Below are 15,156 nucleotides of genomic sequence, written 5' to 3' on the forward strand. Positions count from 1 at the left end.
TAAGAATGGACGGCGGTCAGGCGGCACGCGGCCGCCAGGTCAGAACTCGAACATCAGCACCGCCGCGAACACGGTCGAGGCGGTTTTCAGGGATTCAGGCTTTTTCAGCGGCCAGCCGGCGGACAGGTCATAGCTGGCATTGACATAGGGCATGGCGATCCGTCCGCGCAGCCCGGCCACGGCGCCGACCAGCGTGCGGCCAGACAGCGACGCCGCCGACGGACCGCCCACCCGGCCCACGTCCAGACCCGTGTACAACTGGTGGCCAGGCACGCGCAGCAGCTTGTCCAGGCTCAGCGACAAGTCGTTGCGCAAGGTCCAGCCGTCCTCGGCGGCCAGCGTCATCTGGCCGTCGAAACCCCGCACCGCATAGCGGTTGCCGATGGTGAAGTAGTCGGACGGCACGATGGGCGTCTTGGCGTGCTGGATCTGCCAGTTCAATTGGTAGGCCCAGGGCTGCTCCGCCAGCTCGAACGGCAGATGCAGGCCGGCGTTGGCCGAAACGATGGTGCTGCGCCCGTTCCAGTCCGGATCGCCATAGACATAGCCGGGCCGGTCGGACAGCCCGGCGAGCGTGCCGCGCACGCCCCCGCCGATGTCCAACGCGGCGCGGCCCAAATAGTGGCGATGCCCCAGGTTGAACTCGTAGCCGGTGACGTCGCGCCGCTGCACTTCGATGTCCACATCGTTGAGCGTGCTGGTGGTGCGCTTGCGCAGCAGGGTCAGCGATGAGGTGCCCTTGTAAGTGGCGCCGCGATACGGCACCACCGAGACGCCCGCCTGCACCTGCTTGGTGGTGCCGCCGTAGATGATGGGTTCATCGAAGCCGGCCACGGTCTGCCGGTAGGTCGATTTGCTGGCCCCGGCAAAGAAGGTCCAGTAGCCGAAGGGAACGCTGTAGTTCAGGGAAGCCGCGCGCGTGTTCGACTCCGCGTCGCGCCAGCGCGCATTGCTGTTCCATGACACCGACAACTGGTCGTACAGAAACAAGGGCGAGTCCAGGGTCAGGCCGGCGTTGACCTGGTACTTGCCGATAGCGTCCATACCGGCGTTGTCGCCGCCGATGTATCCATGCCAGCGCTTGCCGGTGCCGGGACGGATAAGGATGTCGGAATCACCCAGCTCCGGTCCGGGAGCGACGTCAATGGCCGCGTCGGCCTGGCTGCCCAACCTGCGGATGTTCTCCAGCGCCTGGTCCAGGTCGCGCTGGTTCACTTCGCCGCCCGGCCCGGTGGGCAAGGCCGTGCGCCACCAGCCTATGGCGCCCTCGCCCTTGACGGCGGAGATGCGGCCCGGCAGGTAGCGCAGCGTCAGCGTGCCCGCAGCCAGCGATTGTTCCGGCACGACCACCCGCGCGGTGACGAGTCCGCGATCGATCAACAGGCCGATCAGATGTTCCTGCAAGGCCCGCAGTCCCAGGCCGCCCACGCAATGGCCAATCACGGCATCGGCTGCGCGCGCCAGCGATTCGGCAGGCTGCGCTCCGTCCCAGACGACTTCCTTCAGGGCGAAGCAAGGCGTTTCGACCGGCAGGACCAAGCCGCCGGCAGCCGGCCCGGCGGGCGACAACACGTCTGGCCGTTCGGCCGCGCGGGCGCGCTGCGCCCCCAGTTCCTGCTCTTGACGACGTTCGATCTCGGTGGCGCGCAGGGCTGCCTCGGGCAGCGGCTGAGCGCCGGAACCGGCGGCAAAAAAGCCAGCCGCCAATGTGCCCGCGGCCATGCGCAGGCGCCAGTAGTGATTCATGCCGGTACGGCGCCTGCGGACGTGCGCGGCGCTCCTTGTTGTCTATGTATGAAACCAAATGTTTGCCAAGTTTGCCTTAACGCACAATTAATGACAATAAATATCTGATTGTATACAGGCTACTATCAAAGCACTTAAATGAAATTAGGAGATAAAGACTGATTAATTGGGGCATGAATGCCATAGTTCCGGGGTGCGGAACTATCACGATTGGACCAAGCGTGATTTGATATGAAACAAAACGCTAACAGCTCGGCCGCGCCGCCAGCAGCTGCTTTTTTGGTGCCAGCCTTTTTATTCGAGCATCTGGAGCGGATAAATAAGGGGCGTCCGAAAGCCTGCGGCCCACCTTGTTCATACCGGTTGCACACGGGTTATCCCGGATACGGCCACATCCACAAATCGTCAATAATTCGCCAACGTTTTATCGCCGATCCGTCCCCTTCCCCTGCCAGCCCATGCCTGTATCCGTCCGGGACGCCATTGTTTCCTCCTCCCACCTGGCCTCTTCAGCTCCCGAGCTTTCCGAAGTCGAATTCGGCCTGATCATCGCCTCGCATGCGTTCAACCGCTGGATGGTGCGCTGCATGGCCTGTGCGGGACTGCCCGAACTGACCTCGCTGGACATCCTGGTGCTGAACCACGTATTCCATCGCGGCCGGGGCAAGAAACTGGCGGACATCTGCTTCACGCTCAATGTCGAAGACACCCACCTGGTGAACTATTCGCTCAAGAAGCTGGAGCGCCTGGGCGTGGTGCAAGGCGCCAAGACCGGTAAGGAAGTGATCTACACGGCGACCGACGCTGGCGCAGCTGCGATCCAGCGCTACGCCGAAGTGCGCGAGCAGTGCCTCGTCAAACCCTTCATCGACTCCCCCGCCGCGGACGAAGCCAGCCATCAGCTGGCCAACACCCTGCGCGCCCTTTCGGGCCTGTACGACCAGGCTGCCCGCGCCGCCACCTCGCTGTGAGAATCCACGTTGTCTAGCATTTCTGCATCCACTTCCGCCCCGCTGTTGTCCGTGCGCGGCGTGTCGGTCGACTTCAATACCGAAAACGGCGTGTTCCGCGCCGTCGACAACCTGGATTTCGAGGTGCGCCCCGGCCGGACGCTGGCCATCGTCGGCGAATCCGGCTCGGGCAAGTCGGTCACGTCCATGGCCATCATGCGCCTGACCGACTACACCAGCGGCCGCATCGCCACGGGCCAGATCCTGTTCCGCGACAGCGCCGACCGCGAAATCGACCTGACCGCGGCCTCCGACGAAGACATGCGCGCCATCCGCGGCAACGACATCGCGATGATCTTCCAGGAGCCGATGACCTCGCTGAACCCGGTCTTCACCATCGGCGACCAGATCGTCGAGGCCATCATGCTGCACCAGCAGCTGTCGCGCTCGGCCGCGCGCCAGTCCGCATGCAAGCTGCTGGAAAAGGTGCGCCTGCCCGACGCCGAGCAGATGCTGGACCGCTATCCGCACCAGCTATCGGGCGGCATGCGTCAGCGCGTGATGATCGCGATGGCGCTGTCGTGCCAGCCGCGCCTGCTGATCGCCGACGAGCCGACCACGGCGCTGGACGTCACCATCCAGGCGCAGATCCTGAACACCATCCGCGAACTGCAGCGCGATCTGGGCACCGCCGTGATCTTCATCACGCACGACATGGGCGTGGTGGCGGAAATGGCCGACGACGTGGTGGTGATGCTGCGCGGCAAGAAGGTCGAGCAAGGCACGGTGGACGAAATATTCAACGCACCCAAGCATCCCTACACCCGCGCGCTGCTGGCGGCGGTGCCGCGCCTGGGCAGCCTGACGGGCCGCGACCTGCCGCTGCGCACGCCACAGACTGTGCTGGAAGGCGACACGCTGCGCGAAGTCGGCGAAACCCGCGAACAGGACACGGCGCGCTACGACGAACCGGTGCTGCGCGTGGAAAAGCTGACCACCCGCTTCGACGTGGGCCACAATTTCTTCGGCCGCGTCACGCATCGCGTGCACGCTGTGGAAGAAGTGAGCTTCGACGTCTACCCCGGTGAAACGCTGGCGCTGGTGGGCGAATCCGGCAGCGGCAAGTCCACCATCGGCAAGACCCTGCAGCAACTGGTGGCGCCGACCTCGGGCGCCGTGCGCTACAACGGCCAGGACATTTTCTCGATGGACAGCGCCGGCCGCCAGCGCCTGCGCCAGGAGATCCAGTACATCTTCCAGGATCCCTACGCTTCGCTGGATCCGCGCAAGACGGTGGCCTTCAGCATCGCCGAGCCGATCCGCACGCACGGCCTGCTGAGCGGCGAGGACGCCATCGCCCGCCGCATCGGCGAACTGCTGGAACAGGTCGGCCTGAAACCGGAACACGCCAAGCGCTATCCGCATGAATTCTCGGGCGGCCAGCGCCAGCGCGTATGCATCGCGCGCGCGCTGGCCAGCAACCCAAAGCTGATCATCGCCGACGAATCCGTGTCGGCGCTGGACGTGTCGATCCAGGCGCAGATCCTGAACCTGCTGATGGACCTGCAGAAGGACCGCGGCCTGTCCTATCTGTTCATCACGCACGACATGGCGGTGGTGGAAAAGGTCAGCCACCGCGTTGCGGTCCTGTATCTGGGCCAGATCGTCGAACTGGGCACCCGCCGCCAGATTTTCGAATCGCCGCAGCACGCGTACACGCGCAAGCTGCTGGCCGCCGTACCCGTGGCCGAGCCCGGCCGCCACATCGACACCTCGCTGATCGAAGGCGAGATCCCCAGCCCGGTACGGCGCGTCGGCGACGAGCCCGCCATCATTCCCCTGGTTGAATTCGCGCCCGGCCACCAGGTGGCCCGCGCGGCTTGAGCCGCATCCTCTTTCCACGTCGGCCGACCCGACTTCCCGTCCCTGGAGTTGAACATGCTCTCCCTACGCAAAACCTACACCGCCACCGCCCTGGCTTTGGCGCTGGGCGGCGCGCTGCCCGCCGTCTTCTCGACCGCGCATGCCGCCGGCACGCTCAATGTCGCCATCAACCAGGACCCGGGCAGCTGGGATCCGATCGATACCTTCGTGACCTTCTGGGGTTCGGTGGGCAGCAACCTGTATGACGGCCTGACCATGCGCGGCGCCGACCTGAAGCTGCAGCCGGGCCTGGCCACCAGCTGGGAATACCTGGACGACAACAAGCGCCTGCGCTTCAAGCTGCGCGAAGGCGTCAAGTTCCACAACGGCGAACCCTTCAACGCCGAGGCCGTGAAGTTCACCTTCGAGCGCCTGTTGGGCGCGGAAGGCGCCAAGGGCCCGCAAAAAGCCAACTACGACTCGATCGGCGAGATCAAGGTGGTGGACGAGTACACCGTGGACTTCATCCTGAAGCAGCCCGATCCCGTCCTGCTCACCAAGCTGGCCGGCTACGGCGCCATGATCGTGCCGCCCAAGTACATCAAGGAAAAGGGCGAGGACAACTTCAACATCAACCCAGTCGGCACCGGCCCGTTCAAGTTCGAAAGCTACCAGCCCAAGGTCAACGTGACGCTGGCGCGCAACGACGACTACTGGGGCGGCAAGCCCAAGCTGGACAAGGTGGTCTACCGCTTCATCGGCGAGCCCGGCACCCAGGTGGCCGAACTGCAGGCCGGCCGCATCGACATCGCCACCCTGATCCCGCTGGGCCTGATCGAAACCGTGAAGAAGTCCGGCAACGCCGACGTCATCTCCACGGGCGGCCCGGTTGCCTTTGCCCTGCGCTACAACACCAAGAACGGCATCACGCAGAACCGCGACGTGCGCCGCGCGCTGATCATGGCCGTGGACCGCGACGCCATCGTCAAGCAGCTGCTGCTGGGCCAGGCCAAGACCATCGCCAGCTTCCAGGGCCCGCAGTCGTTCGGCTACAACCCCGAGCAAAAGCCCCTGCCCTTCAACCCCGCCGAAGCCAAGAAGCTGCTGGCCGCCGCCGGCGTGAAGCCGGGCGCCACCGTGCAGATCGACGTGCGCGGCAGCGATTCGAACTTCCGCGAAGTGGCCCAGGCCGTGTCGGGCTACCTGCAAGGCGTGGGTGTGCGCGCCACGATCAAGCCGTATGAAACCGGCGTGCTGCTCAACGACATCATCCCCGGCGGCAAGACCGGCGAGATGTGGCAGAACCAGTGGGGCGGCTGGACCTACGACTACGACAACACGGCCTACCTGATGTACCACACGGGCCAGAAGTGGAACCCGTACGACAACGACGCCAAGCTCAACGGCATGCTGGAAGCGCAGCGCACGGTCTACGACGTGAAGAAGCGCGAAGCCATGCTGCAGGAGATCGCCGGCTACGTGGCCGACCAGGCGCTGGAACTGCCGCTGTACAGCTTGAATACGATCGTCGGGGTGAACAAGCGCGTGAAGGATCTGGAAGTTCCGGGCGACATCCGCTTCCGCTTCCTGAACGCCGCTGTAGAGTAGCCCCCCCGAAGCGCTGCGCGCTTCCCCCCCTGGGGGGCATGCCTACGGACCGGCAGAGCCCGGATCCGTGGCATCCCGCTGGGGCAAGACCGGTTGAAAGTGGTGCGATGGCGCCATGAACAACTGAAAAAGTAGCTGCCGACGAGTACTTTTGGCGCTGCCTTGACGCATTAACCCCACCGACCCGTCCCGGCGCAAGCCGGGGCGGTGATTTATGACCGGATTTCTCATCAAACGCGTGTTGCAGGCCGTCTTCGTGATCGTGGCCGTGACACTGCTCGTCTCCTATGCCGTGCGCCTGACCGGCGACCCTGCGCTGATGCTCAGCCAGGGCTCGGGCAGCGTCACCGAGCAGGACCTGGCCAATATCCGCCAGGCGCTGGGCTTGAACCGCCCCTTCCACGAGCAATACCTGTCTTATATGCAGGGACTGCTGCATGGCGATTTCGGCCGCAGCTTCATGGGCGGCACCTCGGTCGCCAAGCTGATTGGCGACGCCCTGCCCGCCACGCTGATGCTGGCGTTCACCTCGCTGCTGGCCTCGATCCTGATCTCGTTGCCGCTGGGCATCCAGGCCGCGATCAAGCGCGGCAAGGCCACCGACCAGGCGATCCGCATCCTGTCGCTGGTGGGGTTGTCCTTCCCGAACTTCTGGCTGGCGCTGATGCTGGTGCTGCTGCTGTCGATCACCTTCCCGCTATTGCCGCCGTCCGGCTGGAGCGGTCCCGCCAGCCTGGTGCTGCCGTCGCTGACGATGGCCATCATCCTCAGCGCCACCAATATCCGCCTGGTGCGCACCACCATGCTGGAAACGCTGTCGGCGCAATACATCATGGTGGCGCGCAGCAAAGGTCTGAAGGAACGCGTGGTGCTGTACAAGCACGCGCTGCGCAACTGCGCGATTCCGCTCATCACCTACTTGGGCTTGCAGTTCGGCGGCTTGATCGGCGGCATCGTCGTGATTGAAATGGTCTTCAACTGGCCCGGCCTGGGCACGCTGGCGTTCGATGCCATCTCCGGCCGCGACTACCCGGTGTTGCAAGGCACGGTCACCGTGCTGGCCACCGTCATCGTCCTGGTCAACCTGATCGTCGACATCGCCTACGGCATCGTCGACCCCCGCATCCGCACGCGCTGAGCCTTATGCAGACTACTACCCCCACCGCCGCCGCCCCCAAGGCGGCCAAGCCCCGCAGCCGCTACCGCTCGCTGGAATTCGTGCTGGGCGCCGTGCTGACCGGCACCATGATCCTGCTGGTACTGACTTCCGGCTGGCTGTTCCCCGATGGCGGCGAAGCCATGGACCTGGCCGCCCGCCTGACCGCGCCCTTCGCTTCGGCGGCCCATCCCTTCGGCACCGATCCGCTGGGCCGCGACGTGCTGGCGCGCGTCATCGTCGGCGGCAAGATCTCGCTGACGGTGGGCTTCGTCTCGGTCGTCGGCGGCGCGCTGCTGGGCATCGTCATGGGCCTGATCGCCGGCTACTACCGCGGCTTCTGGGACATGATCGTGATGCGCTTTGCCGACGTGCAGCTGGCGCTGCCGTTCATCCTGGTGGCCATCACCTTCATCGCCATCCTGGGCGGCGGCCTGTTCAACGTCATCTTCTTCATGATCGTGTCGCAGTGGGTGCAATACGCGCGCCTGGTGCGCGCCCAGGTCCTGGCCCTGCGCGAGCGCGAATTCGTGCTGGCCGCCCGCGCCTTCGGCGTGCGCGACCTGGCCATGATCCGCCATCACATCGTGCCTAACCTGCTGGGCCCGCTGGTCATCCTGATGACCCTGAACGTCGCCAACAACATCCTGCTGGAAAGCAGCCTGACCTTCCTGGGCCTGGGCGTGGATCCCATGATCCCGAGCTGGGGCGGTATGCTTGCCGACGGCCGCACCTACATGCAGACGGCCTGGTGGGTCAGCGTCTTCCCGGGCCTGGCCATCATGCTGACGGTACTGGGCCTGAACCTGCTGGGCGACTGGCTGCGCGACCGCCTGGACCCGACCGGCAAGGTCTGAAGCCGCCCCGGTCCGCCTGAAAGGAATATCGAGTATGTCTTTGCTGGAAAAAACATTCGACCGCACGCTGGACGCCTGGACCCACGCCTACATGGCGCCGGCCTGGCGCGGCGCGGTCGTGGAAGGCTGGCTGTTCGAAGGCGTGGAGGCGCGCCGCGCGGCGCAGGAGCGCCTGGCGCAGGCCGGCGTCACGGCGCGCTTTCGCAGCGCCTACAAGCCGCTGCTGCACTACTTCCTGGAAGAGGTCGAGCGCGCAGGGCTGGCGTCCGTCGTGGTGCGCTATCCGCTGCACGAACAAGCCCAGGCCAAGCGCTTCACGCTGGAAGCCTATCCGCTGATCGCGCTGCTGGACGGCGTGGACGTCGCCATGCAGCCCGGCGCGGACGACCTGCATTACGACGTCAGCCTGAGCTACGTTGACGGCCGCAAGATCGATACGCGCGTCTATGCGCCCAACCAGATCGGCTACGCCCAGGACGGCACGCCGGAGCTCTCGCCCACCGGTTGGCTGCGGGTGCGCGACGCCGAAGGCGCGCTGCAGACCGATGCCGCCCAGGCCACCGAGTACCAGCAGGCATTCCGCGCCATCGTGGACACGGTGCGCAACCATGCCTGGGGTGCGCACGAGCCCTATTTCGAACGCCTGGAAATCCGCGTGGACCTGCCGGGCATCGACTTCGCCCTGCCGGTGGACGAGGAAATCGTCAGCACCTTCGAGGCGCTGCACGAAGACATCTATTTCTCGCTGCTGGAACACTTCCAGAAGCATTCCGGCCGCCCGTCCGGCGACCGCGGGCTGCAACCCGGGCAGATCATTCCCGACATCCGCCGCCACGACGGCGCGGCGCGCGTGCAGATCTCGCTGGAACATTTCGGGGCTTTGACGCCCGTCGCTCCCGCCGCGCTCGATGCGCCGCTGGCCCAGCTCCGCGAACCGCTGTCCGCCGGGCAGATCGCCGGCTGCATGGCCGCGTTCGGCGGCGACGCCTTCCAGGCCGTCTCGCGCCAGGGCCGCCCGGTGCTGGGCACTTATCTGCGCGGCCCCGGTCCCGCCGTCTTCATCTCGGGCGCGCAGCACGCCAATGAAACCTCCGGCGTGGTCGGCGCCCTGCGCGCGGCGCAAACGCTGGCCGAGCGCGGCGATGCCCATTTCGCCCTGATCGCCTCTGAAAATCCGGACGGCTACGCGCTGTTCAACCGCCTGCGCGAGCACCACCCGCGCCATATGCTGCATGCCTCGCGCTACAGCGCGCTGGGCGATGACATCGCCTATCGCGAACGCGCGCCGTTCTTCGAGCGCGAAGGCCGCCACCAGGCGCACGCCATCAGCGGCGCGCAGTTGCACATCAACCTGCACGGCTATCCCGCCCATGAATGGACCCGGCCGCTGTCCGGCTATCTGCCGCGCCACTTCGAGCTGTGGACCATCCCCAAGGGCTTCTTCCTGGTGCTGCGCCATCATCCGGGCTGGGGCGATCGCGCCCGCCGCCTGATCGAAGGCGTGACCGCCAGGCTGGCCCGCAACGTCCCCGGCCTGGTCGAGTTCAATGCCCGGCAGCTTGAACTATTCCAGGCGCACGCGCTCGAAACCGGATTCGATGTGCTGAACGGCATCCCGGTGCAGATCAGCGAAAGCGACCGCGAAGACCTGCCCATGGCGCTGATTTCGGAGTTTCCGGATGAAACCGTCTACGGCGACCGATTCGTTTTCGCGCATACTGTGCAAATGGAAACCGTCCTGGCGGCGACCGAGCTCTACCGCGCAGGGCTCTAGCGGCAAAAAAGCCCGGCGCAGGCCAAGGACCACGCCGGCACCCGACCTGTAAAACCATTAGAAAAATGAATATCCGAGAACGCAACCACGGCGATGACCTGGCCCTGGTGGACATCTGGCTCCGTTCGGTACGCGCCACCCACACGTTCCTGACGGAAAAGGAAATCCAGGCCATGTACCCGCAGGTGCTCAACACCCACCTGCCTTCGGTACGGGTCTGGGTCTGTGAGGACGATGCCGGCGAAGTCGCCGGCTTCATGGGCCTGAACGGCAACAAGGTCGAAATGCTGTTCGTGGACGCCAACAAGCGCGGCAAGGGAGCAGGCCGGCGCCTGCTGAATTTCGCGCGTTCGCTGCACGGCACCCTGCTGGTGGACGTGAACGAGCAGAACCCCCAGGCCCATGGCTTTTACAAGCACTACGGTTTCGAGGACGTGGGCCGTTCGGCGCAGGACGACTCGGGCCGCCCCCGCCCCATCATCCACCTGAAGCTGGCGGGCTGAGGCCCTGTTGGCGCCCGTCCCCCCTGACAGGCGCCTAGCCCTTGGATTGCTCCGGATGCCTGGCCCGCCAGGCTTTCAGCGCTTCCCGGTAGTCGTCCATGGCTTCGTTATAGGTGTCATAGACGCAGGGTATGCAGCCGCTGTTGCAACACTCTTCGGGCGCGGGCGCTTCGGGTGGAACGGGCTGCGGGTCGTCGACGGGGATCTGCTTGGTGCTCATACCCGAATCTTAGCGCCGATGCCGGGTGCAGCGTCCGCGGCCGGCAGCGGCCATTCGGCGCGGCGGATTTCATAGTGGCGCTTGCCGGCGCCGCCCGCGCCGCCGATCTGGCGCATGCCGCATTTTTCCAGCACCCGGCAGGACGCGGCGTTCTCTTCCAACGCCACGGCGGCCAGCGCGTCCACCGACAGCCGCTTGAACCCCAGCGACAGCAGCGCCTGGGCGATTTCCGTGGCGTATCCCTTGCCCCAGCTCGCAGGCAGGAAAGCATAGGCCACCTCGACCTCGTCGCGGCCCCGCGACTGGGTACGCTTCAGGCCTGCCCGCCCCGCCAGCAGGCCGCTGGCGCGGTCAGTCAGCACATACATCCCGAAGCCTTGCTCGGCCCAATGCTCGACGTTCTGCAATAGATAGCGGCGGCTGGCCGACTCCGTCCGGGTGCCGCCCATGGTCGCCATGAGGCGCTCGTCCGCATGCATGGCGGCAATGAAGGAAATATGCGTGTCATCCATGCGCAGGGCATGCAGCCTGGCGGTCTGGAAGGTATCGGGGAGTAGCGCGGCAGGCATGGCGGGCGGAAGGAACAGGATGCCGGACATGATACCGGCGGCCGGCCCGCCGGCCCATCGTCCAATGGACGAATCCCGCGGACCGAGGCCGAACCGGGATTCGGCTTCAGTCGCGGCGCAGGCCGAGGAAACTCCAGCGCACGTCGGCGCGGTCCAGCATGTCTTCGCGTGAACTGAGATGGTGCGAAGACAGGCCGTGGCCGGCTGCCAGCGCGATCGTTTCCTGCGCGGACACGTCGAACATGCGGCGTCCTTGCGGCACCGGACCGTGCCGCAGCGACATCAGGATCTGGCCTTGCGGCGCCAGCAGCGCGGCCAGCGCCTGCATGCCCAACCTGCGTTCATCGGCGTCCAGATGCATCCACACGGCCGTCAGCATGATCACGTCGAATACCCGGCCCTGGCGCCGCAAGAGGGCCAGTTCGGGCAGAGCGTCGTCGACCCACTCCAGGTTGGGCAGCGCGTGACGGCGCTGACCCTCCTGGCGGAGTTCGGGCGTGGGTTCGGCCGCAACCACCGCATGGCCCATCCGCGCCAGCGCGGCGGCGTCGCGCCCTGACCCAGCGCCTATGTCGGCGATGCGCGACGGCGCCGAGGGGATCAGGTGCGCCACGTCGCGGTGCACGTCCGCGAACGCAATGCTCTCGTACTGGTCTGCCAGGGCTGCGGCGTTTTCGCCATAGCCCTGCGTGCCGGAAGCTCCTGTCATTGTTGGGCCGCCGGGCGGGCCTGGATCGCCGCGGGCGGCCAGGTGGCCTTGATCGCATCGTAGATGCGCTTGCCCACGCGCCCGTCCTCGGGCAGCTTGCGCTTGACCTGTTCTTCGCGCACGGCATCGCGGGTCTTGCTGCCCGGGATGCCATCGGCCACGCCTACGTCATGGCCCAGGCCATAGAGCATCTCCTGCAGTTCCTTGATCTGCGCGCGCGACAGCCCCGGATCGTCCGTGGGCCAGGCCGCGACCAGGTCCGGACCGCCTTGCAGGCGGTTGAGCAGCATCGACACCGCCAGGCCATAGCGGCGCGACTGGTTGTAATGCAGGATGGCGTCGAAGTTCACGGTGGCCAGGAACACCGGGCCGGCGGAGCCGGTGGGCGCGAACAGATAGGCCTGCTCTTCGTTGCCCGAGGGCAGCTTCAGCGCCGAGCCGTTGCCCTGCTTCAGGCCGGCCTGGGCCCACTGGGCAATCGTGCGGCGGTCCTGCGAGCCCACGTATTCCGCGTCGGGCGAGGCCGGGATGGCGGCGGCCAGCTCGGCCGGCACGCGCACTTCAATCACGGCTGGCAGATTGTGGGTCCATTTGGCGCGGCGCTTGCGCAGGTGGTTGGCGGTGGAGGCCAGCGCATCGGGCAACGAGTTGTACAGGTCGATCTTGCCGTTGCCGTCGCCGTCGGCGGCCAGTTCATAGAACGAGGTCGGGATGAACTGCGTCATGCCGAAGGCGCCGCTCCAGGAGCCGATGAAATTATCCGCCGGCACCACGCCATCACGCAGCAGGCGCACCGAGGCGTAGGCGTTCTTTTCCCACAACTGCTTGTTCTCGGTGCAGGCGCGCGTCAGCCAGGCGTCCAGCACATTGGTCTTGCCGACCTGGCGGCCGTAGTTGGTTTCGATGCCGAAGATGGCGACCAGCGTCGCCGGGTCGACCTGATACTGCTGGCTGATGGCCGACAACTGCGGACCGTATTTGGCAAGCACCGCGAGGCCGTCGCGCACGCGCTCTTCGTCCACGGTCTTGGCGATGTAATCCCACCAGGCTTCGCGCCCTTCGGGCTGGCCCTTGGCGGATGCGACCGTGGTGGGCAGCAGCTTGGCGTTGGCGGTGTACTTGTCCCAGTCCGCCACGGTCAGGCCGTTGACCGTGGCGCCCTTGCGCAGCTTGGCGATGCAAGCCTTGGTGTCGAGTTCGGTCGGAATGATGACCGTGGGAGCGGGCGCGGCGGTGGCGGCCGGCGCTGCCGGAGCGGCGGTAGCAGCCGGCGCAGCGGTGGCGGCGGGAGCAGCGGTCGCCGCCGGAGCGGCCGCTGCCGGGGCCGCCGTGGGCGCGGGCAAGGTTGCGGGCGCAGGCAAGGTTGCCGGCGCAGGCGCGGCCGACCTGGGAGGCAACGCCTGGCCGGCCCGGTCGTCAACCGAAGCCGCCGGCGCATTGCTGGCAGGCGCTGGCGCATCGTCGAAGCTGCGCTTGGGCGTCAGGGCAGGCAGGGTCTGAACCGGCACTGCGGGCTGGGCGCGCGAACCGGTGGCGGAAGCGGGCCCCTGCGCCTGCGCGGCGCCGGCAGCAGCGGCGGTAAAAGCCGCGGCCAGCAGCACGCGGGAGAAGGAGTCGATTCGAAGGCGTACGGAACGCTGACGCATGGCTATCCTGAAAAATCGAAGTCAGCCGGGATCGTACCGCGACCGGCCGTCAAAATCGAACGCATCGCAAGACCAATCCGCTTGCAGGGCCGCGCGCACAAGCCAAGCCAGCCTGAAAGCAGCTTCGCGCCGTCCCTAGGCGGCTTGCCTCACGCCCACCGCGCTGTTCGCGGGCGGCGCGCGCAGCACGCGCCGGCACAGCAGCATCGCGATCAGGCTGAACAAGGCGAAGCCCGCCGTCTGCCCCGCCAGCACGCCTTCCGGGCCGCCGTAATGCGCGCCCAGCCAGACGAAGGGCAAGGTGCCCACGGTGGCGCGCAGCCAGCCGATGACGGTGGAGTACGTGGCATAGCCCAGGTTGTTGAACACCGCGATGGCAACGAAATACAGGCTGTTGAGCGCCCAGGCAAAACTGCCGTAGCGGCAGAAGAAGACGATCAGGTCGCGCCCCGGCCCGGTCACCTGGAACAGGTCGGGCATCCAGGGCGCCAACAGGGCCAGCACAACGGCCACGCCAAATCCGTACATCAAGGACCAGCGCGTAGTCAGGCGCGCCGTCTCCTGTACGCGGTCCCATTGCCCGGCGCCCAGGTTCTGTCCAAGAATAGGCCCGATGGCACCCGGCAACACGAAGAACAGCGCATAAGCCAGTTGCAGCACCCGGTCCACCACCGTCGCGCCCGCCATCACGCTGGAGCCGAAGCCCGCATAGGTGGACAGGGTGAAGATGACCGCCGCGGGCGTGGCCAGCGTGGTCAGCGCGGCCGGCAAGGCGATCCGCCCTATCGCGCCCAGGTGCGCGCGCAACGCGGCGCCTGTGGGCCAGGCAACCAGCCGGTGCTTGCGGAAGACCAGCCAGGCGCCGAGCGCCACCGTGACCAGGCGGCCCATGCCGCCGGCCCAGGCCACTCCCACCATGCCGCCGTCCAGCACGAAGATGACCAGCGGGTCCAGCGCCGCGACCGTCGCCGTCCCCGCCAACAGCACCCACATGGACTGGCGGCCATGGCCTGCGGCGCGCAGCAGGTTGGACAGCATCATGCCCACGCCCATCACGACCGCGAACGGGGTCGTGATGAGCACGTAGGACAGCAGATGCGCGCGCACGTCCTCTGCCAGGTCGATGGCCGCCGTGTAGGGGCCGATCACGGCCAGGAACAACGCGCCGGACACGAGCGCGGCCGCGGTCATCAGGACCAGCGAAGCGCCGCCCAACGCCCGGGCGCGCGGCGCATCCCCCGCCCCCAGCGCGCGCGACACCAGGGCCGTGCCGCCCACGGCCACGCCGATGCAGATCGAGATGATGGTGAACTGCGTCATCGATCCGAAGCCCACCGCGCCCAGCACCGCCTCGTCCTTGAGCGTGCCCAGGTATAGCAGCGACAGGAACTCCACCGCGAACACGGCCAGCATGCTGGCCCAGCCAGTCAGGACCATTTCCAGCACATGCGGGCCCATCGGCCCGGAAATGAAGCGGGCGCGCGGGTCGGCGGCGGCGGAAGGATTTGCGGAACTCATGAGGCAATCAGATCAACTGCGGCCCAGGCCGCGGGAA

13 protein-coding genes are annotated in these 15,156 nt (G+C 66.5%); 7 read left to right on the plus strand and 6 right to left on the minus strand.

All coding sequences use genetic code 11. The features are described 5' to 3' along the window. Positions 1-39: 39 nt before the first annotated feature. Positions 40-1,746: a ShlB/FhaC/HecB family hemolysin secretion/activation protein gene (locus AC3WOB_RS22005; protein ID WP_013394891.1), complete on the minus strand. Its 1,707-nt coding sequence runs from the start codon at positions 1,744-1,746 to the stop codon at positions 40-42. A gap of 458 nt (positions 1,747-2,204) precedes the next feature. On the opposite strand from AC3WOB_RS22005, the gene AC3WOB_RS22010 reads away from it, so the two are divergent. The 7 genes from AC3WOB_RS22010 to AC3WOB_RS22040 all read left to right on the plus strand — a co-directional run bounded on the left by AC3WOB_RS22010 (position 2,205) and on the right by AC3WOB_RS22040 (position 10,457). Further along, positions 2,205-2,717, plus strand: coding sequence for a winged helix DNA-binding protein (locus tag AC3WOB_RS22010; RefSeq protein ID WP_207469372.1), 513 nt, complete (start codon positions 2,205-2,207; stop codon positions 2,715-2,717). 9 nt (positions 2,718-2,726) lie between these two features. Next, entirely contained in the window at positions 2,727-4,580 is a 1,854-nt protein-coding gene (locus AC3WOB_RS22015; RefSeq protein WP_013394893.1) for an ABC transporter ATP-binding protein, read from the plus strand. Between the two features lie 54 nt (positions 4,581-4,634). After that, the gene (locus AC3WOB_RS22020; protein WP_492276182.1) at positions 4,635-6,167 is read left to right on the plus strand and encodes an ABC transporter substrate-binding protein; all 1,533 of its coding nucleotides are present in this window, start codon (positions 4,635-4,637) and stop codon (positions 6,165-6,167) included. 214 nt (positions 6,168-6,381) lie between these two features. Beyond that, complete coding sequence (locus AC3WOB_RS22025; RefSeq protein ID WP_013394895.1) at positions 6,382-7,305, plus strand: ABC transporter permease; 924 nt, start codon at positions 6,382-6,384, stop codon at positions 7,303-7,305. Positions 7,306-7,310: 5 nt separating this feature from the next. Beyond that, positions 7,311-8,180, plus strand: a complete 870-nt coding sequence (locus AC3WOB_RS22030) for an ABC transporter permease (RefSeq protein ID WP_207469370.1) — start codon at positions 7,311-7,313, stop codon at positions 8,178-8,180. Between the two features lie 34 nt (positions 8,181-8,214). Next, the gene (locus AC3WOB_RS22035; RefSeq protein ID WP_492276183.1) at positions 8,215-9,954 is read left to right on the plus strand and encodes a M14 family metallopeptidase; all 1,740 of its coding nucleotides are present in this window, start codon (positions 8,215-8,217) and stop codon (positions 9,952-9,954) included. A 65-nt stretch (positions 9,955-10,019) separates the two neighbouring features. Next, positions 10,020-10,457: an acetyltransferase gene (locus AC3WOB_RS22040; RefSeq protein ID WP_492276184.1), complete on the plus strand. Its 438-nt coding sequence runs from the start codon at positions 10,020-10,022 to the stop codon at positions 10,455-10,457. 34 nt (positions 10,458-10,491) lie between these two features. Here AC3WOB_RS22040 and AC3WOB_RS22045 read toward each other — a convergent pair whose 3' ends face one another. The 5 genes from AC3WOB_RS22045 to AC3WOB_RS22065 form a co-directional block, all read right to left on the minus strand. After that, positions 10,492-10,677, minus strand: coding sequence for an oxidoreductase-like domain-containing protein (locus tag AC3WOB_RS22045; RefSeq protein WP_013394899.1), 186 nt, complete (start codon positions 10,675-10,677; stop codon positions 10,492-10,494). Beyond that, positions 10,674-11,276: a GNAT family N-acetyltransferase gene (locus AC3WOB_RS22050; protein WP_492276185.1), complete on the minus strand. Its 603-nt coding sequence runs from the start codon at positions 11,274-11,276 to the stop codon at positions 10,674-10,676. Before AC3WOB_RS22050 ends, AC3WOB_RS22045 begins: the two co-directional genes overlap by 4 nt. 76 nt (positions 11,277-11,352) lie before the next feature. After that, positions 11,353-11,955 carry a class I SAM-dependent methyltransferase gene (locus AC3WOB_RS22055; protein WP_492276186.1) on the minus strand — a complete coding sequence of 201 codons (603 nt, stop codon included), beginning with the start codon at positions 11,953-11,955 and terminating at the stop codon, positions 11,353-11,355. Continuing rightward, positions 11,952-13,601, minus strand: coding sequence for a lytic murein transglycosylase (locus AC3WOB_RS22060; protein ID WP_492276187.1), 1,650 nt, complete (start codon positions 13,599-13,601; stop codon positions 11,952-11,954). The genes AC3WOB_RS22055 and AC3WOB_RS22060 overlap by 4 nt, the downstream gene beginning before the upstream one ends. 135 nt (positions 13,602-13,736) lie before the next feature. Beyond that, on the minus strand, positions 13,737-15,119 hold the full coding sequence (locus AC3WOB_RS22065; protein WP_492276188.1) for an MATE family efflux transporter: 1,383 nt from the start codon (positions 15,117-15,119) through the stop codon (positions 13,737-13,739). Between the last annotated feature and the right edge of the window lie 37 nt (positions 15,120-15,156).

It is taken from the genome of Achromobacter sp. FW305-C-30-7 (assembly GCF_058783105.1).